General features: G+C 45.1%; 18 protein-coding genes and 1 pseudogene. 2 read left to right on the top strand and 17 right to left on the bottom strand.

The genetic code is table 11. The features are described from left to right. Nucleotides 1-170 precede the first annotated feature (170 nt). From hemQ to ACFQNG_RS18300, 8 genes and pseudogenes are all read right to left on the bottom strand, one after another. On the bottom strand, nucleotides 171-926 hold the full coding sequence (hemQ, locus tag ACFQNG_RS18335) for a hydrogen peroxide-dependent heme synthase (RefSeq protein ID WP_379867336.1): 756 nt from the start codon (nucleotides 924-926) through the stop codon (nucleotides 171-173). A 608-nt stretch (nucleotides 927-1,534) separates the two neighbouring features. Then, a complete protein-coding gene (locus tag ACFQNG_RS18330) occupies nucleotides 1,535-2,488 on the bottom strand; it encodes a COX15/CtaA family protein (protein ID WP_379867348.1) in 954 nt (317 codons plus the stop codon). 46 nt (nucleotides 2,489-2,534) lie between these two features. After that, on the bottom strand, nucleotides 2,535-3,458 hold the full coding sequence (locus ACFQNG_RS18325; protein ID WP_379867334.1) for a heme o synthase: 924 nt from the start codon (nucleotides 3,456-3,458) through the stop codon (nucleotides 2,535-2,537). A gap of 936 nt (nucleotides 3,459-4,394) precedes the next feature. After that, a pseudogene (gene hemY / locus ACFQNG_RS18320) lies at nucleotides 4,395-5,781 on the bottom strand (protoporphyrinogen oxidase). 81 nt (nucleotides 5,782-5,862) lie between these two features. Then, nucleotides 5,863-6,909, bottom strand: a complete 1,047-nt coding sequence (hemE, locus tag ACFQNG_RS18315; RefSeq protein WP_379867331.1) for a uroporphyrinogen decarboxylase — start codon at nucleotides 6,907-6,909, stop codon at nucleotides 5,863-5,865. An 815-nt stretch (nucleotides 6,910-7,724) separates the two neighbouring features. Next, the gene (locus ACFQNG_RS18310) at nucleotides 7,725-8,375 is read right to left on the bottom strand and encodes a response regulator (protein WP_379867328.1); all 651 of its coding nucleotides are present in this window, start codon (nucleotides 8,373-8,375) and stop codon (nucleotides 7,725-7,727) included. Further along, on the bottom strand, nucleotides 8,350-9,435 hold the full coding sequence (locus ACFQNG_RS18305) for a sensor histidine kinase (RefSeq protein WP_379867325.1): 1,086 nt from the start codon (nucleotides 9,433-9,435) through the stop codon (nucleotides 8,350-8,352). The genes ACFQNG_RS18310 and ACFQNG_RS18305 overlap by 26 nt, the downstream gene beginning before the upstream one ends. A 121-nt stretch (nucleotides 9,436-9,556) precedes the next feature. Then, a complete protein-coding gene (locus ACFQNG_RS18300; RefSeq protein WP_379867323.1) occupies nucleotides 9,557-9,988 on the bottom strand; it encodes a universal stress protein in 432 nt (143 codons plus the stop codon). Nucleotides 9,989-10,144: 156 nt separating this feature from the next. Here ACFQNG_RS18300 and ACFQNG_RS18295 point away from each other — a divergent pair, with 156 nt between their 5' ends. Continuing rightward, nucleotides 10,145-10,852 carry a Crp/Fnr family transcriptional regulator gene (locus tag ACFQNG_RS18295; RefSeq protein ID WP_379867321.1) on the top strand — a complete coding sequence of 236 codons (708 nt, stop codon included), beginning with the start codon at nucleotides 10,145-10,147 and terminating at the stop codon, nucleotides 10,850-10,852. Between the two features lie 565 nt (nucleotides 10,853-11,417). Here the strand turns inward: ACFQNG_RS18295 and ACFQNG_RS18290 are convergent. Genes ACFQNG_RS18290 through hyfB form a run of 9 tightly spaced genes read right to left on the bottom strand, consistent with a single transcriptional unit; the run spans nucleotide 11,418 to nucleotide 20,032 of the window. Beyond that, complete coding sequence (locus ACFQNG_RS18290; protein ID WP_379867318.1) at nucleotides 11,418-12,074, bottom strand: hypothetical protein; 657 nt, start codon at nucleotides 12,072-12,074, stop codon at nucleotides 11,418-11,420. Between the two features lie 31 nt (nucleotides 12,075-12,105). Continuing rightward, nucleotides 12,106-12,432, bottom strand: a complete 327-nt coding sequence (locus tag ACFQNG_RS18285; RefSeq protein WP_379867316.1) for an ArsR/SmtB family transcription factor — start codon at nucleotides 12,430-12,432, stop codon at nucleotides 12,106-12,108. Then, complete coding sequence (locus tag ACFQNG_RS18280; protein ID WP_379867314.1) at nucleotides 12,422-12,919, bottom strand: NADH-quinone oxidoreductase subunit B family protein; 498 nt, start codon at nucleotides 12,917-12,919, stop codon at nucleotides 12,422-12,424. The genes ACFQNG_RS18285 and ACFQNG_RS18280 overlap by 11 nt, the downstream gene beginning before the upstream one ends. Next, nucleotides 12,916-13,290, bottom strand: a complete 375-nt coding sequence (locus ACFQNG_RS18275; protein ID WP_379867313.1) for a 4Fe-4S dicluster domain-containing protein — start codon at nucleotides 13,288-13,290, stop codon at nucleotides 12,916-12,918. The genes ACFQNG_RS18280 and ACFQNG_RS18275 overlap by 4 nt, the downstream gene beginning before the upstream one ends. A gap of 33 nt (nucleotides 13,291-13,323) precedes the next feature. Then, nucleotides 13,324-14,913 carry a hydrogenase large subunit gene (locus ACFQNG_RS18270; RefSeq protein ID WP_379867311.1) on the bottom strand — a complete coding sequence of 530 codons (1,590 nt, stop codon included), beginning with the start codon at nucleotides 14,911-14,913 and terminating at the stop codon, nucleotides 13,324-13,326. A 2-nt stretch (nucleotides 14,914-14,915) separates the two neighbouring features. Beyond that, nucleotides 14,916-16,385: a hydrogenase 4 subunit F gene (locus tag ACFQNG_RS18265; protein WP_379867309.1), complete on the bottom strand. Its 1,470-nt coding sequence runs from the start codon at nucleotides 16,383-16,385 to the stop codon at nucleotides 14,916-14,918. Nucleotides 16,386-16,394: 9 nt separating this feature from the next. Next, on the bottom strand, nucleotides 16,395-17,030 hold the full coding sequence (locus ACFQNG_RS18260; RefSeq protein ID WP_379867307.1) for a hydrogenase: 636 nt from the start codon (nucleotides 17,028-17,030) through the stop codon (nucleotides 16,395-16,397). An 11-nt stretch (nucleotides 17,031-17,041) separates the two neighbouring features. Continuing rightward, nucleotides 17,042-17,995 carry a respiratory chain complex I subunit 1 family protein gene (locus ACFQNG_RS18255; protein WP_379867305.1) on the bottom strand — a complete coding sequence of 318 codons (954 nt, stop codon included), beginning with the start codon at nucleotides 17,993-17,995 and terminating at the stop codon, nucleotides 17,042-17,044. Nucleotides 17,996-18,001: 6 nt separating this feature from the next. Beyond that, on the bottom strand, nucleotides 18,002-20,032 hold the full coding sequence (gene hyfB, locus ACFQNG_RS18250; RefSeq protein WP_379867303.1) for a hydrogenase 4 subunit B: 2,031 nt from the start codon (nucleotides 20,030-20,032) through the stop codon (nucleotides 18,002-18,004). Between the two features lie 317 nt (nucleotides 20,033-20,349). Here hyfB and ACFQNG_RS18245 point away from each other — a divergent pair, with 317 nt between their 5' ends. Further along, the gene (locus tag ACFQNG_RS18245) at nucleotides 20,350-20,910 is read left to right on the top strand and encodes a beta-class carbonic anhydrase (RefSeq protein WP_379867301.1); all 561 of its coding nucleotides are present in this window, start codon (nucleotides 20,350-20,352) and stop codon (nucleotides 20,908-20,910) included. The last annotated feature ends 1,027 nt before the right edge of the window (nucleotides 20,911-21,937 follow it).

Here is a 21,937-nt window from a genome sequence, read left to right as displayed (position 1 = left end):
TTAAAGAATAAACAATTGAATTATGACCGGAAATTGACTTTGAGTATACTTTTTTACCGCTTGCTGTATCAGCCCGATGTTCTGCATATTTCCCTGAAAATATTAAAACCCTCAGCCTTTTCTTCCGAAAAAGCCGAGGGCTTGTTTGTTTCATTTTTCTATTCAATGGATTACTTTATATTATCGGTAAGCAAAGAGATCAACCCCTCACTGGTCAATCTGGAACCGACATAAAAGGGGCCAAATTCTCCAAATCGCGCGCTTACCTCATCAAACCGCATTTCATATACCAGCTTTTTAAAATTCAACGGGTCATCGGAAAATAGGGAAACTCCCCATTCCCAATCATCGAAGCCGACCGATCCGGTAATGATCTGCCGAACCTTCCCTGCATAGGAACGGCCGATCAATCCGTGGCTTCTCATCATCCTTTGCCGTTCTTCTACTGAAAGCATATACCAGTTATCTTCTCCTGATCTCCGCTTATTCATGGGATAAAAGCATGCATATTGCGTTTTCGGCAGGATTGGTTCAAGACGTTCCCGGAATGCAGGGTCGCTATAGGGATCGACCCCCGGAGGAATCGTGTAAGCACTGAGTTCCACGACAGAAATATAGGAATACGGAGTGGAAGTTACATCGGCAAAACCGGTTTTGTCAAACTGGAACTTTACTTCGTTTAATTCGTCAATGGTAGGACGAAGATGGATAAACAACAGATCCGCTTTATTCCCAAGTACGGCATATTGACCTAAGCTGCCTTTACGGTCGTTTTCAACCGCTGAAAATTTCTGAAGGGTGTTTTGCAGCTCCTCAATGATTTGTTGTCGTTCCGAGGGGTTGAGTGATTTCCATTTTTTCCAATCTATTTTTCGAAAATCATGAAATGCATACCAACCATCGTAGGTTTTTATTGCTTCGCTCATTTTTTTCACTTCCTATTCTCTTTATTGATTGTCTGTTATCAAAGGTTAACCATTCGAAAAGGACAAGATGAATCGGCATACGTCTTCCTTTTCCTAGAATGGATCAGCGAAATGAATCACTATAAAGAGCCCGGATTTCTGTTCTTTCCAGAATTGCTCCTGCCAAATAGAAAACGCATACAGAACAAGTATATTACATTACGATCGTCAGCAAAAGGTAGCTTAAAGCGATATCATTCCGTCTCGATCGCTTCCATTCGCTTAGGTGTCTTTTATAGTAACGTGAAATTTTTCACAAAAGGCACTAAAAGTGAGAAACACTCCTTCATTGTGGTTGCTACTTTTGTTTATTATACCAAAAAAGCAAATTCGATAATTAGGAAAAACATCAATTACTACTCTGCTTAGATCTCCGATTCTGTGTATAACATTCGTTCTCCCAGGTTAAACCATACATCCGACAAGTTTGGAAATCGGGGTGATCAACGCAAAGTTCAGCCGGGGGCTGTGGTCGCTATTGTCGGCGCCGGGCCGGTCGGGATGTAGGTTTCCACTACTCGGCTCATTTTTTCACTTCCTCTTCAAATATTGATTTTCCGTTAATGGTTCTAATGGGTCAACGTCGACCCCATTAGCCTCCCTTTTCCTTGGGATGAGTAAGTTTTTAATCCCAGTAAACTTAAAGAGCACACCAAAAGGGGCACGATCGTAACATGGAGGAGAAACGCCATTAGGTTTAATTTCGTTATAATAAGCAGAGCACCACTGAACATTTGCAGAACAGCAAGAAGAAGGGCGTGAAGGCTCCCGACCCATAAATCTTTTCTGTCTAAGCGCATCCGACAGGCTAAGAGGTTCAATCTTAGAATCAATAAAAACAATACAAGGGCCATGAGTCGGTGAGTCAAATCAATGAAAAGTGCTGCGTGCGCTTGACTAAAGGACTCCGTTGGAAAGGGCCATCCCTGGAAATAGACACCGGCCCCGGTGAACGAAACATAGGCACCAAAATAGATGACCAAAAAACAGTAAATGAGAGTTCCCCAACTCCATTTACCCAGCTGTTTAATACGGGTTGTATCGTGCGTGTCAAGCCTTTGACCTTTCCCGGTTTCGATCTGTCGAAGGGTGGCCGTCCACAAATACAATGCGGAAAATGAGACGAGTGACATCCCCAAATGGAGGGCTAGCACTGAAGGGGGATTTTGAAAAAAAACACTCATCGCCCCCAGAGCAGATTCCCCGCCAAAGCCAGCAAAACAGATCCCCATAAGAACCCGGATTACTTTTCTTGTTCGGTATCGTTTCCATGTGGCTGCTGTCAGGAAGGCCAAGAGAAAGAGATCGATAAACACAGTCAATCGATGGATAAACTCAATAGCCGTATGAAGATCCCATTCGGCAGGAAAGATCTCACCATTACAAAGCGGCCAATCTCTCCCACATCCTAACGCTGAACCGGTTTGGGTGTCAATAAACCCCAAGATATTGATCAAAAACAACCCGACGAGGGTTACGAGGGCTAATGGAAAAATGTTGGTTGGTTTCTCACAAGACTTCATCATGTTATAACATCTCCCTCCCCTTTTTTCCGGAGAAAACGAAGAACTAAAATAATGAATCAATGACCATAAAGGTAAACAAAACTGGCAAGTATACCAAAGAAGCAAAAAATGTTCGTTTCGCCCACACAGTGCGATCGTCTTGTTCGTACCACATACGGATCTGAAAGTACAAAAATGCCAAGCCGGATAGAATCGCTGCTGTCAAATAGAAACCGCCTACAGCACCAGTGAAATACAGTCCGATAGAAGTCAACAAAAGAACTACGGTGTAAACCATGCAATCTCTTTTTGTTTTTCTTTGGCCTCGGACCACTGGCATCATCGGAACACCTGCACGTACATAGTCGTCATTTTTCACGATGACAAGCGGCCAGAAATGGGGAGGGGTCCAAAAGAAGATAATCGCGAACATGATTACGGCCGGCCATCCAAGATCTCCTGTCACCGCCGCCCAGCCAATCATAGGAGGGATGGCGCCCGCCCCACCCCCGATCACAATATTTTGCGGTGTTTTTCTTTTTAGCCATATAGTGTAAATCACCGTGTAATACAAAAAAACGGCAAGGGACAACATTGACGTAAGACCGTTAACAACCACCGAAAACCAAATCATGGACAACAGTTCCAATCCAATCCCAAAGAGCAAAGCTGATTGCGGCCGAAGTTGTCCGGAGGGAAGCGGTCGCCCCATCGTTCGCTCCATGATCTTGTCGATGTCATGGTCGTACCACATGTTAATCGCAGCCGCCCCACCGGCGGATAAAGCCAGACCTATTGCCACTTCGGCCATTGTCCAAACATCGGGCAATCCTCCTTTGGCAACGATTACCGCGCAGATCGCCGTAAAAATCATAAAGATTGCTATTCGCGGTTTGGTTAGTGCCAAGTAGGCATTGAATTTCTCCAAATCGATCATCAAAAAGGTTCGTTTCGTTGATTGAACAGAATCCAACAACGGAGTTTTCATTTTTTTCTCTCCTCTTAACGGTTGATCATTGAACTTGGGAATTAAACATCATCACCCAGATCGATCCGGCAACGGCGGTAAACGTAAACTGAAATTTTGTCTTTGTAAATTAGTGTAGCGGTACAAGTCGAAGTGAATGTGATGTATTTCACAAAAAAAGGCGCGTTCACATAAAATAGACATTAACGTTATAGTTTTGTCACTTGACTATTCGCAACTGCTCGGCGGATGATGTCGGGGGCCATGGCCGAAGCGGCCCTGACAAAGGATGAAACCCGCAGATCTGATACAAATCGCCATTTAGTTAGTAAATTCAGGCGAGGGGAACCTGTAAAAAACCCTCCGATAAAAACAATGGCGCCAACCATATAACTGTATCAAATCGTAAACATCCTTGATCCGATAGGCTAACGTACACACGGTGAAAACGTTGATCTAGCAAATCTTAAAGCAAAAGCCTCGTTAATCGAACGAGACGGGAAAGACAGACTTCCTTGCATCATCAATCCTCCTTACAATTAGGGCGTGTCTGACAAATATGTCGGCGGCTCCAAAACCGTTTTCCCATTCGCTTCACTTGTCCTTCGGCGCTCATCTGAAAAAGGTTTTTCCGCCTTCTCCCAATGGCAACTTGATTTGCCAGACACGCCCCAGTGCCAAAAAGAAACACTTCTTGTCTCATATTGTGAGAGGCGAAGAAGTGCTTTCCATATAGGGGAACCTCCCTATATCGACAGGGAAATTCCCTTATCTTTTTACGCAATGCTTTCTGCTTCTTTCAGCAAACAGGGAAATAGAATATTGTTTTCAAGATGAATATGTTCATATAGATCGGATTCAAAGCCGGAGATACGTAACTCTATAAGTGGTTACTGCGTTGAAAGCAGGCTCTTTGTCGTGAACACCGGCATCCAAATGTTTAAAAGAGGGATCCAGTTATTTTTGCAGAAAATTTAACACATCGCCAACCAGTTTTTTTCCCTGATCAATACAGTCAGGGATGCCAGAACCTGCGTAAGAGGAACCCGCCAAAAAGACCCCCGGGAAGCGATAATCCACGCCCTCTCTCACTTTCTTCAACCAGGCTTGATGCCCGACTACGAACTGGGGCATGGCCTCCCTCCAGCGAGTGACACAGGCAAACTCCGGGTCGCTGCTGATAGGAGTGATTCGATTTAAATCCCTCATAACCACATCCACCAACTCCTCATCCGATTTTTCCACAATGGATTCATCCCCCGCCCGTCCCACATAACAACGAAGCAACGCTTTTCCGGGCGGGGCGGTATGCGGCCACTTTTTATGCGTCCAAGTGCAAGCCGTAATCGTATAATTTTCCCGGCGGGGTACAAGAAAGCCAGATCCTTCGCACTTCAGCGGCGCATCCTTTTCCTGAAAAGCAAGGATAACCGTGGCGACAGAGGTAGGGTGTTCTTGTAATGGCCGCAAAAAAGAGGGATTGTTAAGTACCCGGCGAACGACGGTGTGCGGCACCGTCAACACTACGGAATCCGCGTGTAAAGAAGGCCCACCACTCAGTTGCAAATGGTAACCATCCTCATCTTTCACTAACCTCTCTAACGCCGTGTTTTTGACAATATTAACCGCAGTCAGCTGTTTTTCAAGCTCCTCTACCATCGAATGCAATCCTCTTTTCAAAGTGAGGAACGCTCCTTGAGGCTTGGCCGCTGGCTTATTGCCCGGATGTGATTTTTTCATTCCTAATATCATGCTGCGATATTTCTTTTCCATTTGGATAAATTGAGGAAAAATGGACTGTAAACTCATCTGATCAATGTTCCCTGCATAAACGCCGGAAAGCAGCGGCTCAATGATCCGATCCACCACCTCGTCACCAAAACGGTGACGAAAAAAAGCACCCACAGACGTGTCCTCACTTTCCAATCGGTTTGAACGCGGTAACAACAAGTCAGCCGCCGCCCTCATCTTGCCGGAAAGAGAGATCAGAGGAGTAAAAGCAAATGGAGCCAATTTGGCGGGAACCCCCATCACCGTCCCTTCAGGAATGGAAACAAGGCGATTCCGATACAAAATATAGGCTTGTTTCCCCTGATTGCGCACCAGTTCATGTGCAAGCCCCAAATCGGCAATCAACTCAACCGCGCTTTTCTTCCGTCCCAAAAAAGAATCCGGCCCCCGTTCCATAATAAAACCGTCCCGCACCAGCGTTTGCAATTTCCCATCCAATCGGTCATCGGACTCCAGTAACGTTTTTTTCAAAGGAAGCGCTTGTTCTTTGATCTTAAAAAGCCGCAGACAATCCGGTGATGCCTGAGCCCACAATCACAATATGACGGGTCATGACGGATCTCCTCTCCCAGCTGATTGTTTCTCGACTGCATCAGTGAGGCCATTGATCAATTCAAGTTGGCACCACGGCGAATCACCCCCACACTTCAGGTATTGTCGTATATTGATGAACAAAATGGGTTAACTTTTTTAATACGTCCACTTGCACTTCCGGGAAGATTCCGTGCCCCAGATTGAAAATATAACCGGCTCGTTCCATCCCTTGATCGAGAACCTGTTTGGCCCTTTCTTCTATCAGTTCCCAAGGCCCAAGCAAGAGAGAGGGGTCCATATTTCCTTGCAACACTTTGTTTATCCCCTGTGCTCTCACAGAACGGATCGAAGTTCGCCAGTCGAGTCCGATCACACTCACAGGCAACTTGTTCCATTCGGCCAACAGATGGCCGGCGCCGATTCCAAAATAGATGGTGGGCACTCCCATCTTTTGCAGTTCATCAAAAATAACCCGCATGGTTGGGGCAACATATGTGCGGAAGTCAACATCGCTTAATGACCCCACCCAGGAATCAAACACTTTCACCGCATGCGCACCGGCTCTAATTTGCGCCTTCAGATAAGTAAGCGTCATATCCGCCAATTTTTCCATCAGAACTTGCCATGCTTTCGGATGCGCGTACATCAACCCTTTCGTTTTGTGGTGATTTTTGGAGGATTGGCCCTCAATCATATAACTGGCAAGTGTAAACGGTCCCCCGGCAAAGCCGATCAATGGGACAGACAGTTGTTGGTTGAGAATGCGAACCGCCTCCAAAACGGTAGGGATATGGGCTACCGGGTCCAGTTCACCCAAACGATGGATATCCGCCTCGGTCCGAATGGGATTGGTGATCATCGGACCGATTCCCGGAAAGATTGCCACATCTATGCCCAGATGCTTAACCGGGGTCATGATATCCGCAAATAATATGGCCGCATCCACTCCCAATTGCTCAACCGGGAGACGGGTTATTTCGACGCAAATCTCGGGATTCTCACTCATTTCAAAAAAAGAGTGCTCCCGCCGAAGCTTGCGATATTCTGGCTGATATCTTCCGGCTTGCCGCATATACCAAACGGGCACATAAGGGGTCTCTTCTTTGCGACATGCTTTCAAAAACACATCATTAAACGGTTTGTTCATCAAACATTCACCTCTTCGACTAGGGCGTGTCTGATAAATATGTCAGCGACTCCAAAACCGTTTTCCCATGCGCTTCACTTGTCCATCGGCGCTCATCGGGAAAAGGTTTTCCGCCTTCTCCCAATGGTCAACTTGATTTGCCAGACACGCCCTAGATAATATTATCCTTTTAATCCAAAATCCGTCGGGTTCATCTAACCCTGTTGATGGGCCTGATCTCTCTTCCCCCCTATGTTTCCCATCATAAAATGGTCGAGGAAGGAAATATATCAGTGTATCCCCTTATCCGATGAAGGAAAATCACGTAATTTTTTATGGCGGCTCCCCCATTCTGCAAAAAACACCTCTTATTTATAACCAACCTTTACCAGGAAATTTCCCAACTTAGAAGATGAAAAAAGAAGGGTTTCGTCAAAAGAATCTCGGAATAAATAAAGAGTCACGGCTTCATTTATCTACTGTGACTCTTTAGTTGCTGCTTATATTGTTGATAAGTTATTTCAAAAGTACTCCTTGGGTTCGAAAATACTGCGAAATATAAATATTATGACCAAAAATGAGATAACGGATTAAAAAAAGAAAAAGTGGTTGAATTGCCACGTTTTTGCCTCCTCCATTTAAGTTAACTAAGTTTAGTATGGACAATTTATGAGTATATATAAGAGCTCTCCCCAAATGACCACTCAGATTTACCACCATAATCCAGTATCCCTGTTGTGCGAATTGCCGGAAAGAGCATAAAACAGCGGTAACCTTCAACATAAAAAAGAGCCGGCATTTGAAAGCTGACTCTACTACAAGTTATTTCAATCTACCTATAAATCAAGCAGTCCTTTTTTCAGTGCGTAGCGAACTAATTCGGGTCGCGTTTTCAAATGCAGCTTTTCCATAATATGCGACTTGTGGGTTTCAACTGTTTTTACAGATAAAATCAGTTGTTCCGCTATTTCTTTATTGGAATATCCTTTGGCAATTAAAGTAAGGACTTCTTGCTCACGCTCGGTCAGTATATTGTAATGTTCCACATCCTCCCCTTTTTGCACATGGAACAGGAACTCCTGAATTAATGTTTTAGTGGCTGAAGGATACAGATAGGCCGCCCTTTGGGATACGGTTTGAATGGCGTTGATCAGTTCCATATCTTTGGCGCTTTTCAGTATATACCCAGATGCGCCCGCATGCAGAACTCTAAACAAATACTCTTCATCATCATGCATGGTAAGCACCAGGATATTAATCTCCGGAGCCGTTTCTTTAAGTTTTTTCGTGGCCGTCAACCCATTTTCTCCAGGTGGCATGCTCAAATCCATTAAAACGACATCCGGTTTGAGCTGTAGGGAAAGATCAACTGCTTCTTTGCCATCGGCCGCTGTTCCAACCACCTCCATATGGGGTTGGGAATTGATGAGTAATGAAAGACCCGACCTTACAATGGCATGGTCATCCGCGATAAGGATCCTCACCATCGATGGATTCCCCCTTTGAATTGATTGGTATGGAGACGTAAACAATCGTGCCTTCATTTGGGGAGGATTCAATGCGGAAGGTTCCACCCAATAAGGCCGCCCGTTCTTGCATTCCGTATAATCCCAATCCCGTTCCTTGCGCTTGGATATGCGAGGGATCAAAGCCTTTGCCAAAGTCCTCAACGAAAACCCTGATTTCACTGTCAGTATCCACCAGGCGAAGTCGGATTTTATCTGTGTCCGCGTATTTCGCCGCATTCGTCATCGACTCTTGGACAATACGATAGAGCGCCGTTTCTATAATAGAGGAATACCGGCGTTTTTCCCCTCTCGCAACCAGTTCCACTTTTATGCCGAATGTCGTCTCAAACTTTTTCGCATAAGACCGGATAGCCGGCAAAAATCCAAGATCATCAAGGGTGGACGGGCGCAAATCGGCAGCCAAATTTTTCACTTCATCCAATGTCTGTTCAACCATCCTTTGCACTTCGAACAAATGTTTTTTCTTCGGTTCATCAAGGGGGAGATAGTCGATTACCTTTAAGCCTATGAGGATGCTGTAAAGCGCCTGTCCAACCCCGTCATGCAATTCACGGGATACCCGTTTCCTTTCTTCTTCTTGCGCTTGAATGATTTTATTGGTGATCATCCGGTGATATCGTTCCCGCTCAGTTCGATGCAGCTGCGACATCTCCCTGATTACAATGACCATTGCCCTCATTGGGTCGTCAGGCAATAGGGATGCGCTCGCCGTAACCGAATATTGCAATCCCTCCCTTGTCTCAATGCGCATCTCAAAGGAAGAAAGGCAACTATGGTGAAAAAAACAGTCCAAACAACTGATCTCTTCCACGCACGTTGCCATTCCTTTACAGATGGTGCAAAAATGTTTTGTTTTGATTTCTTCTTCACTGTAACCGGTAAGCTTCAGAGCGGCTGGATTGGCCTCCCTAATGATGCCATCTGGTTGAACAACCAATATCGCATCTGAAATGTGTTGGAAAATCCCCTCTAAATAAGAAAGAGTAGCAGTATTACTCCTTTCACTTAATAAATCCATATGCCATCGTCTCCTTCCAGCCCGCATTTCACCTGACCAGTGTTTCAATAAACCGTTTTAATGCCTTAATTCTCAAAGATTCCACGCTCCTATATGCAAGCCGGGATTTTATCGGATATATCTATTTCACAACCAATACCGGACAAGGTGCTTGCTGAACGACAGTATGACTGACGCTTCCCAACCACAGCTCACTCACTTTCCCCAAACCGCGGCTTCCCATTACAATGAGATCAAAGTTATGGTCTTTGGCGATGGAATAAATTTCATAAGCCGGACTGGAGCTTTTAATGACTAGACTTTGGCAAACAACCCCCTCCGCCTGGATCCTTTCTTTAAAGGGGGATAGCATGTCATTACATTCTTTCTCCAATTTCGTTTCCACCTCAGCATAAGCAAAAGCCATTTCGCCAATCCAGAGGGGAAGTGAATGCTGGATAGTGAGCAGCGTTATTCTGCATTGATTTTTCCCTTTGCAAATGGATATGGCCGCATCAACAGCGCGTTTCGAGTGTTCTGACCCATCAATGGGCAAAAGAATTTTGCGAAACACAAGATTTCCTTCTTCTCGATTGGTTTGTAATTAGAAACCAGGTGGGTTAGGATACCTCCTTTAAATTGATACAGTTGCGCAGATATTTGATTACATTTCCATGCTAAAATAAAAATTGCCCGTTTACAGTGACTTTTATCACAGGAGGTCGGTTTTATGATCTGTGGCTTGCAATTTCCGAAAAATACCTCCGTTTTTTCAGAGCAAAACCTGCGACTAATAAGACAGAACATGGAGGAACGAACATTTGCCGCCGGATCTTATCTGTTTTGGGAAGGCGATGAGGTAACGAAATGTTATTTCCTGAAAAGCGGGGGCGTTCACTGGATAAAACAGACGGATAATGGAAAACCGTTCGTTTCCCATGTTTTTCTATCTGGAGATCTTGTCGCTGAGTTGGCGCCCTTACAACATGCCAAACACAACTATTCCGCCAAAGTGGTCAACTCCTGCGTGGCTGGAGTGATTCTCCTCTCTGATTTGGAAAAAATGATTGAGCGGCATAGTTCCTTTGCCGTAGACATGTATAAATGGATGTGCCTGATGAACCGCTTGACCCAAACCAAATTGCGGGACTTGCTGATGTATGGAAAGACAGGGGCCTTGTGTTCCACGTTAATCCGCCTAGCCAATTCTTATGGAATACCAGACGGGGAAGTTATTCACATCAGAAAAAAGTTAACCCATTTAGAATTGGCCGCATGGATTGGATCATCACGCGAAGGTGTTAACCGCATACTTAGCGACTTGCGCAAAAAAAAGGTGATTGACTACTATAATGGATACATTCTCATCAAAAACTTATCTCACTTGCAAGAAATCTGTCATTGTGATTTTTGTCCCAAAGAAATTTGTCGGATATAACGAAGTTGCCGGGCCGAGCACATGTGGGGAAAATCGCACCACACTTCGCGGATATTATTGTGAAACATTTCACAAATAATTAAGGTGGTTGGAAGCAGGGCTGCCAAAAAAGCAATGGATCCAAAACAAGATGTGTTCTCCATGATAAACAACAAGTGTTACCTCCTCAGTGACGGTCAACAGCCAACCCAAAACTTCCGCTCGTATCTGATCTGGCGGATATTTTGCGCAAGGCTTGTAAAGGGATTTAATGGATGCTGAAATTCTTTGGGGAATCGGGGAAGCGCCCTCTGCAGAAGAGCCTCCCCCCTCCCCCAACCCGATTTGTTATTTCATCTTCTTTGATCTTACCCACCTCAAGACATAGTTTTCAGGTAACAGCGCCCCATCGAACGATAGACAATTTTCCGCCGCGCTCAGTAAGATAAGAGTCTTCCAAAACCATTGATCGATTAAATCATATATCGATTAGACTCAAATTTCTTTTGTTGATTGGATGAGATCTTTTTAGGGATAGAGTAAAAAGAATTCCCTGCTACCCATATTCGGATACAGGGATTTGGTTTCACATAGATATAGTCACTGTATGTTGTCCATTTTTTCTTTTGCTGAATGAAAATGGCGAAAATCCTTCGTTAGTTTTTTTTAATTTTTTCTCTGCTTTTCGCAACATCTCAGGCTCTTTATATTGAAACAGTCTTGTCAAATAGAAGTCCAATTCATTGTTTAACCTAATGATATAACCAGGTTGCTTCTGTTTCTTGACATACTCAGATAAATCTTTTGCGAAGGCTTCACTTAATCGCTGAATATCGGGGATTTCCAACCACTTTTTAATCGGTATATCAGATGGGGTAAAATCTTTTCTAAATCCTTTCCCAGGTATTTGATCCCAAAAGCGATCCCATTCACGAAGAAGCCCTGCTTCATGGAGAATCAATTTCAAAAAACCGCATAACCCTGCTGTACAACTGGTATTTCGCTGTTGACACCCTTCTTCTCGATTCAAATTCAAGCAGCCTATGCAACAGGATCCTCCATGCGGGATACAGACTTGACAAACAGATTGCGAACCGACCCCTTCGAGATATTTCAACCCGAATTGAATCACTTCGTCTTTTGTGGTCATATACTGTCCGTCTTTAAGTTGGACAACCTGTTCTTTTTTGCTCGGAATAACCCGAAGATGTTTCGTTTTTCTACGTGAAACCGTATCAGACATGGAATCACCTTCATCAAGGAATTTGTCTTCCCTATTCCTCATTGAACTTGTCCAACATCGTGATCGTATCAATCAGGTGATTGTTAAAGATTTGGCGAGCAACAGTTAAGAGCTCGATGATCATGGGATCACGGAGCGAATATGTGACTTTGTTTCCCTCTTTTGTTCCATACACAATGTTTTTATTCCTTAGAATCGCAAGTTGCTGAGAAACTGCGGAACCTTCGCTCCCGATCAAGCTCTGAAGCTCATTGACGTTTTTGTCCCCCTCAGCTAACAACTCAAGAATGCGAATCCGTAAGGGATGTCCTAACGCTTTAAAAAAATCCGCTTTAAATTGTTGTAACTCAAGATTCAACAAATAATCCCCCTTTTTCCGACAATGTTTCATATTGATCCAGCGCCAGCAGGATTCCCTCCATAATCGCCTGTGGGCGTGGGGGACATCCAGGCACATATACATACACGGGTACAATTTTGTCGACTCCGCCGTGATTGGCGTAGGTTTGCCCAAAAATGCCACCTCCGCAGGCACAAGCCCCGATGGCAACTACCATCTTCGGATTTGCTGTGGCGTTGAACGTTTTTCGTAATGCTTCTTCTAAGTGTCGGGTAACTCCTCCCGTCACCATTAACATATCTGCATGTCGGGGAGAAGCCACAAAATCGACACCAAACCGTTGGATGTCATAAACGGGATTCGTGAGCATGGTCATTTCAAAATCGCATCCATTGCAAGAACCGGAATCGACATGTCGAATATGCAGCGATTTCCCCAATACTTCTTTGATTTTCTTTTGCAATTTTAGTCCCAAATCGTTCTCTTGCTCATTCACATGGCTCATTGTATCACATCACCCTTTCCCACGGAAACTTGTTCAAAAGATTGCTTTATAGGTACTCGCACCATTAATTCACTCTTGTCTTTGGTGACCATGCGATAGTCATTGGTTACTCGAATCGCTCCGCTTTCGCATACCTCCGCGCAGACTCCACAAAAAATACACTGCGCGTAAGATAACACCAGCTCGGAAGCATTGTCGTTTCGATGAATTTGCAGGGCGCCGGTAGGGCAAGCATTGACACATGTCTCGCAATGGGTACACACCTGAGAGGAGATAACCGGCTTGCCGCGAAAACGGGAAGGTGCTTCCTCTAAAGGCATTTTTTTAGTGACGGTTCCCGTTCGCCAGATTTTCCGTAAAAGATCCAACATCCTGGATTCACTCCTTCTCTTTCAATGAATTCTTCAACGATCACAACAAGCGTAACAAAGTTCAAAGCTCTTATTGATCAAAGGGAAATCAGGAACGATATTTCCCTTCACTGCCAGCGGAACGGACGGCCAGTTGCTGTATGTTGCCGAACGAACCCGATATCGATACACTGTCTGATCCGGTCCTGTCATTAACCAATGCACAGTTTCTCCCCGTGGAGATTCTGTCCACCCCATCGACCATTGATATGGTTGTAATGGTGGAATCGAAGTCACGATGTTCCCAGAAGGAAGCTGTTCCAAGACTTGCTGTACTATGGAAATCGATTGAAACACCTCATCAATACGAACACGGACTCGAGCCAATACATCTCCTTCCCGATGGATCGGCACATTGAAATGCACACGGTCGTATGCTGCGTAAGGTTGATTTCGTCGCACGTCAATATTTCGTCCAGACGCCCGGGCAGCGATTCCCACCACCTCCAAATCATTCACCTGTTTCAACGTTAATACACCTGTCGTTGCCATCCGGTTGATGGAAATATCATGGGAAAACAAAATGTTCACCAGTTCTTTAAACTCCGTCTCGACCTTTTGCAGGGTGGCTTGAATATCCAAACAATCATCACGGGTTACATCAACTCGCATGCCCCCCAAGTCCACAACACCCCGCAAATATCGATGCCCCACAATCCGTTCATTGAGCTGCAGAATTTCTTCCTTCAGCCTAGATCCCTGACTGACCCCGACCGCAAAGCCGAATCCAGTACAAACATTCCCCACGTCCCCGATGTGATTATACAACCGTTCCAGTTCCAAGAATAAGGTTCGCAGATACTTGGCTCGAGCCGAAATCTCGACCTGTCCTACATTCTCCACAGCTTGCGCAAATGACACCGCATGGGACAGGGCGCAAACCCCGCAAATCCGTTCGGCTAAAAACAATGCTTTACGCAAAGGCATTCCTTCACTCACTTTTTCCAAACCGCGATGGGTATAAAATAACTTGGCATCCAAATGGAGCACGGTGTCTCCGACCGCCCCGAACCGAAAATGGCCCGGTTCAATGATCCCGGCATGAATCGGTCCAACCGGAATTTCTGTCACATCTTCGCTCTCATATGGCGTAAATACTTCCCGGCTTTTGACTCTTGGAATGTAGGAGAGATCAGCAGGGAACTCTTTGCGTAATGGATGCAGTTCTTCCGGCCAATCCCCATGCAAAACCAGAGGACGCGGATCGGGATGCCCTTGTGGTCTTAGCCCCAGTAAATCCTTCACTTCCCTCTCATACCAATTGGCCGCCGGCAAATCGACCGCTACAGTTGGGAAGCTCGGATCTGCCTCATCGACGAAGGTTTTCACTGTAATAAAATGATGTAGTTTGTCAAACGAAAACACATAATACAACGCAAACGAACCGAACACATTCCGCTCGTCACTGCCGACCATGGTGAACAGCCGGCCCCCTTTTTTTTTGCAGAGAAAACGGCACACCTCTGGCAGATCCGCTTTTTCAATCAAGATCACCGTTTCATTAGGTGAGTTGGCATTGACTGATAAGAACTTTTTCAATTGTTGCATCATCTCTAAAATGAGTTGTTTTTTATTCATTTCCATTATCAGTGTACCCCCTGTAAGACCTGAGACACTTGATGGATCGCGTCACTAACGAAAGGCGGGACATACACGCCAAAAACGATCACAACCGTCAGAGGCAGGAAAAGTGCGGCGGTCGACCAACGGTCGATTTCTTTTTTCTTCAACTTCGCGGGTGGCTCACCAAAGGACATTTTTATCGTGTAATAAATCATGCCGGCAAAGATCATCACGATGAGCAGGAGAAAAGATACGGTGATTCCGATATGCCCCTCCTTAAAACCAGCCTTCATGATCGTAAACTCACTGATGAAGACATTAAAAGGAGGCGCACCGGTGATCGCAAACGCAGCGATGAGAAAAACCGTCCCTGTGACGGGCAACGCCTTCACAATCCCCGAGATGCGGCCAATGTTTTTGGAGTGATATTTTTGATTGATATTCCCGGCCGTGAAGAACAAAAGCGACTTGGCCATTGCATGGTTGAACATATGGAGTAAGGCTCCGTATAAGCCGATGGCTCCCCCCATTCCCACGCCGAGGGTAATGATGCCCATATGTTCTACACTCGAATATGCCAACATCCGTTTCAGATCGTGTTGGACTAAAACAAAGGGCACCGTCATGGCAATGGACAAAAGCCCGAACAAGATCAGTAAATCAGCCGCTTGGCCATGAAGTGCAGTATTGGCGATGATAAATACCCGCAAGATTCCGTATAAAGCCGTGTTTAACAACACTCCGGACAACACCGCACTCACTGGCGAAGGCGCTTGGCTGTGAGCATCCGGCAACCAGAAGTGCATGGGAGCGAGCCCTGCCTTTGTCCCAAATCCAACCAATACAAAAATAAAGGCAATTAAAATCCATTCCGAATTGAGTCGATCCGCCACCTGATTTAACGCTGTCCAGTTCAACGCCCGGAGATCGTCTCCAAACACATCAATCCCCGAAAGATAAATGAAAATGATTCCCAAGAGTGCAAACGCGATCCCCACGCTTCCCATGATGAGATACTTCCAAGCCGCTTCGAGAGCGGTTCCTTTTCGATAAAACGCGACCAACAACGCAGAAACCAAGGTAGTCAGCTCGATGCCTACCCATAACAACCCCAGATTATCTACCACACTCACAGCCAGCATAGTGGCGAGAAACAGATGGAACCACAAGTAGTACCGGCGAAATTGCCGCTCGACAATGACACCCTCATTGAGCTCGTGGCGCATGTAACCGACCGAATACAAAGAAGCCGCGAAGCCAACCAGAACAATGAGCGAAAGGTTAAATGCACTCAAGGAATCCACATAGATAAAGCCGCCCGCTCCCGTGATGGGAGAACCGGTCAGCACATGGAAAGCAAGGGCAAGGCCCACCAACAGCATCAACAATGCCCCAATGACTTGAAACCTTTCACATACGTTTAGATTTTTGATCCTCCAGGCAATCAGTCCCGTGACAACAGGAATCCCCAACAATGCCCAAATCCAACCCATCTCCGTTTCTCATCCCTTCAAGTTCTGCATCTTTTCCGTATTTAAACTTTCGAAGGTCGAATGAATACGATACGACAAAATGCCAATGACAATGACGGTAACAAGCAGGTCAAAGAAGATTCCCAGCTCCACTATCAAAGGCATGCCATAACTGATCGACTCCGCGACCAAAAACAGTCCGTTTTCAATGGTGATCAAGCCCACGCCTTGCATCATCGCTTTTTTGTGATCGATCATGATGAACGTACCAAGAAAAATGAGAATAACTGAAACCGGCAAATACGCTTGCCCGTGTTCGGTTCCCGGCAAATGCAAATGGGAGGTAACATAAAATCCGACGACGGACAATGCCAATGCAATCATCAAAGAAGAGTATTTCGACGTGAAGCGTTCCACGATCGGGTCGATGCCGATCTTTTTGATCGTGTACAGCAGAATATAAGGAATCACAATGCCCTTGACCAACAAGGTGAGTACTGCTGCGATCAACAGATGTGTAATGCCTGTTTCCATCCACATCCAAGCCGCAGTAAGCGACAGGACCACCGATTGAAACGCCAATATCCCCACGGAATGACTGATTTTGCGGATTTGAAACAATATCAATGCACTTACCAATAACGTCATCGCAATCCATTGATCCATTGATGTTCCTCCTACTCCATCACGCGAATCAGAACAGCCAAAATGGAAAGCACCATCGAGGATGCTAATAACTTAGGAACTTTAAACAGACGGATTTTTGCATAAATCGTCTCAATCAGGGCCAATAAAACCCCGAGTGCCACCAGCTTGAGCAGATAAAGGAAGAATGATAGAAACACGGCACTCACATTCCAATCGACGGCTAACCCCCACGGAAAGAAAAAGTTTATAAAAAGGCTTAAAATCAGCAGTTGTTTCATTTGGGACGCCCACATCATCAAGCCCAGGTATCTACCCGAATACTCCAAAAGCATTCCTTCATGAATCATCGTCAATTCCAGGTGCGTGTCGGGATTATCAACTGGAATTCGTCCTGTTTCTGTAATCACGACAATGAGCATCGCTAAAAAAGCCAACACGTAAGCGGGTTCAACCCAACCCCGCCCTTGTGTCGCGAGAACTGGAATAAGCTGATCCAGGTTCGTTGTACCACTCGTTAAAAAGACAACAAATGTAGCCAACAATAAAGCGGGCTCTGCAATAGCCGACAAAGCCATTTCCCGGCTCGATCCCATACCGCCGAAAGAACTTCCGGCATCCAATCCGGCCAGCGCCGTAAAAAACCGGGCCAACCCAAACAAATAAACAATAAGAATGAGATCGCCGACAAACCCTAACGGCGTGCCCGCCATAAACGTAGGCACAAACAGTCCGGCCGTAAGAATGGCCGTGAATGTGATGTAGGGAGTCGCCACGGTAAGCCATGAGGCGTGATTGGAAATAACTGCGTCCTTTTTCATGTATTTGATCAAATCATAGTACGGTTGCCACACGCTCGGACCAATGCGGTTTTGCAGCCGCGCCTTCACTTTCTTGATTATCCCCTGAATGAACGGAGCCATTAAAAGAAGGAGAACCGCTTGCAACAATGTCCACACGATCGCGATTCCGATTTGTCCTGTCATTGTTTTTCACCTACCGAACCAAAGTAAGAAGAGGATGAGGGTGGCAATCATATAAGCCAAGTAGCTTTGCAGATTGCCACTCTGGATCGTCCGAATCCGCCGCGACAAGAAAACAGCCAACTGTACCAGCGGCCGGTACAATTTGGATTCGATCACCGAGTGAATCTGCAACCAGTGGCGGATGTGCTTCGGAAAATAAGTATGCTCTGAGCGAACGTCCACCTGTCGCCGTGAGTGATACAGCCACTTAAAGATCATCAAAACCGGATAAGAGTAAGATGTCCCCGTATACTCCATCGAAGGTTGTAACGGGGCCCCGCAGTTCCAAGTTTCGTCCACATGATTGTTGCTCTTTCCCACCCATACACGAAGGAGAACCAAACTCAGAAGCAACAGGACCGAAAAGGCGATAAGAACAACACCGAGCGACAGTCCTTCTCCGGGACGCTCGACAAACGGGATGTAAAACATGGCATTCCCTGTTACCTCCGCATCGAAGTACCTTCGGACAATGCCCTCTGTGACCCGCACGACGAGCCCTGGCCAGATCCCCAACAGCATCGTCCCAAGAGCAAGAATCACCATGCCCATACGCATCGACAGTGGAACCTCTCTTGCATGTTCAGCCTGGGAAGTCCGAGGCATCGCAAGGAAGGCGATTCCAAAATGTTTCACCACCGCTCCAGCGACAAAAGCTCCCGTCAGTCCCAAGGCTGCTGCTGCAAGACTGCCGATTAACTTCCACCCGGGGTTTTCCACGTCAAACGCCAGATGCAACAAGGACTGGAAGGTCGCCCATTCGCTAACAAACCCATTCAATGGCGGCAACGCGGAGAGAGCCATTCCTCCGATTAAGAACAATCCGGCCGTCCAGGGCATTCGGCGAATGAGACCGCCCAACTGGTTGATGTTTTTGATATGTGTCGCATAAAGAACAGCTCCGGCACCCATAAACAACAATCCTTTAAAGATCGCATGGTTCAGGACATGATAAAGCGCGGCCGTCAATGCCAACGCACCGGGAACCGGATGATGATAGGCATTAAAAAGCAGAGAGGTTCCAACGCCCATAAAAATAATGCCCATGTTTTCAGCACTGCTGTACGCAAGAAACCGTTTCATGTCATTTTCCACCAAGCCGTACAAAACGCCGATAATGGCAGAAACCATCCCAATCCCCAGGACAATCGCCCCCCACCAGGCCGGCCCTCCACCCAAAAAGTCATAACTGACCCGAAGCAATCCATAAATGGCCGTCTTGATCATGACCGCGGACATCAAGGCGGACACATGGCTGGGTGCCGCGGGATGGGCGCGTGGAAGCCAGATATGCAGTGGAATCATCCCTGCTTTTGTCCCAAAACCGATGAAGGCCATTAGAAACACGAAGCTTTTTAGCCCAACCGACAACCGTGGTCCGACCGATTCAAACGCGCCAAATTGAAAATTGCCGGCAAAAAGGAACAAGGTGAAAAATGCCAAAACAATGAACATCGTACCAAAATGGGTCATAACCATGTAGACAAAGCCTGCTTTACGGACTTCTGATTTCTCATGTTCCAACATCACCAGAAAAAAAGATGCCAAAGACATCAGTTCCCAAACCAACAGAAAGGAAAATCCATTATCCACCGTAACGACGGCGACCATGGAAAGCAAAAACACATTAAGTCCCGCACCCAATAAACCTACATTTTTTCTTTGGTAGTATTTCGTCACATATCCAATCGAATAAACGGAAACGGCAACAGCCAGAACGAAAATGATAAATAAGAAAAAAGCCGACAACATGTCAACCCGGAATGTGAGAACGACATCAGGAACCAAATGCCAAACTGAGAGCACAGTGGTCTTCTGCAACAGTAATACTCGCATTGCTGCAACGATCCCGAAAATCCCTCCCAAAAAGGACCCTGCATGGGACACCAGGTTGGCGACTCTTGGATTTCGGTTATTCGCAACCCCACCGATGCCTCCTGCTAAGAAGAACACAAATGATGCACTTAAAAGAAATGCATCTAAATCTAGTCCCTCCATACGACACCTCCAAACCAATCAATCATTGAATATATGATTATTTAAATATACAGAGTTTATCTCGCGATTGCAAATCAATTTTCCCGCTAAGATTAAGAAGTTTTTTCTATTACTTAAGCTGGAAACATACAGTTGACATAACATCAATTTATTATGTATATTCAAATAATCAGATATACAAATGATCAAGGGAGAGTTGTTTTCTACTTCTCGACTGTAAGTACATGAAGCATTTGTCGTTGAGTCAATTTGCATGAGCTTTTCTGTGCGTTCAAGATCACATTAGGTTTGCAAAAAATGTAAAAGAGGTGTATGAGATGGACTTTTTGGCTGCGGTACTGAAATTTAATGAGAATTTCATATCAGGAACTACATCTGACGCGACTTCGTCTCTGCCATATAAAAAGATTGTCGTTTTAACTTGTTTGGAAGCCAATCTTTCTGCATTACTGTCTAAAGCTACAGGTTTAAAAAATGACCAAATGCACATCATTGAAATAGCTGGTGTTAAGATATCAAACCCAAATGATAGTGTAATGAGAAGCATTATTCTTTCAATATGCAAACAAAACGCTGAAGAAATATGGGTGATCGGTCATGATGGGTGCAGCATGGAAAACATGGATCCATCCGAGATATTGAACAATATAATTCAAGAAAGAAAGCAAAATACATTGCTGACATTAAAGGATTCAGGCATAGATTTGGAAGAATGGTTGAATGCCTGTGGAGATGAAGCGGAAAATGTACGGAAGTCGGTAGAAACTATCCGTAATCACCCTCTTGTACCCAAAAATGTTCTCGTTCATGGGCTCATGATGGATCAAACTAGTGGAAAATTAAATGTCATTATGAGGGATGAAAAGGAACCTCGATAATCCTACTGCCGTGTGGACAGGTATCAAATAGGCACATCATAATGAATGAAGTCGGTGGGATTGATTAAGACAATATTGCGGAAGCGATTCAGGTTCATTCCGGGATCTACTTGAGGCATTGAAAAACAAAAAAAGCAGAGCCATAATATGACTCTGCTGGTTCCTTTATATATTAAGCATGTGGAACGGGCCAACCTGGTTCACTGCTCGCCAACTGAGTATTATCCACACTGTAAGCCAGGTAAAGTCCTGAGGATAGAGCAATACTGACAATCCCTAGGCAAATATAAAGAGTATACTTTTTCATCAAGTTTTAACCCCCCCTATCTATCCATACACTTACATAATCCAACCTTCGTATTGTTCACACTCATTCCCTTTAATGAATATATTTTATTCTTCATATATCTAATTATTTGAATATACTTAAAATATACATAATTACCCCCTCTTGTCAACTCTATCTTCTTAAATTAATGTTTCACAGATTATACTTTTTTATTACAGGTTATGGGGTTGAAATAAAAAAGACCTTTGGTTTTCCTTATAAAAAATCCTCCTTTAGCTAAGGAGGAAAGAAACAAAGTGAATTAAATTCTTCATATTACAAAAGACTGTTTTCTTCCATTCTTCGCTTCTTCTTCATAAACAACTTATACATATCGTCACCACATCTTCGATCAGTACTAGCTACAAGATCCGAAAATGTATTGCGTTGACCCCCTCCACTGAAGAAAAAATTGATTTCTACTCATCACTATACAGCTACTATTTCTTTTCATTTTCAATAATTACTTTGATACCCCTTTTCTCAAGTTCTTCAAGAAGAGGTTTACTTGCAGTAGCATTTTCAAACACCCAAGTAATATAAAAAACAAATCCGCGTTATACTGGTTCGCCAAGCTTGTCCTTGCAGACAGCGGGACAAGCTTCCTGTTCCCTACTCCCAAAACTTCCGGTCTAACGCCCGGTACTGGATCGCCTCGGCGATATGGGCCACCTGGATCTTCTCCGCTCCCGCCAGGTC

The sequence above is a fragment of the Laceyella putida genome, from assembly GCF_042665195.1.
GTDB classification, from domain to species: domain Bacteria; phylum Bacillota; class Bacilli; order Thermoactinomycetales; family Thermoactinomycetaceae; genus Laceyella; species Laceyella putida.
Note: the sequence above shows the minus strand (reverse complement) of the source record. Positions and strands in the feature narration are given on the sequence as shown.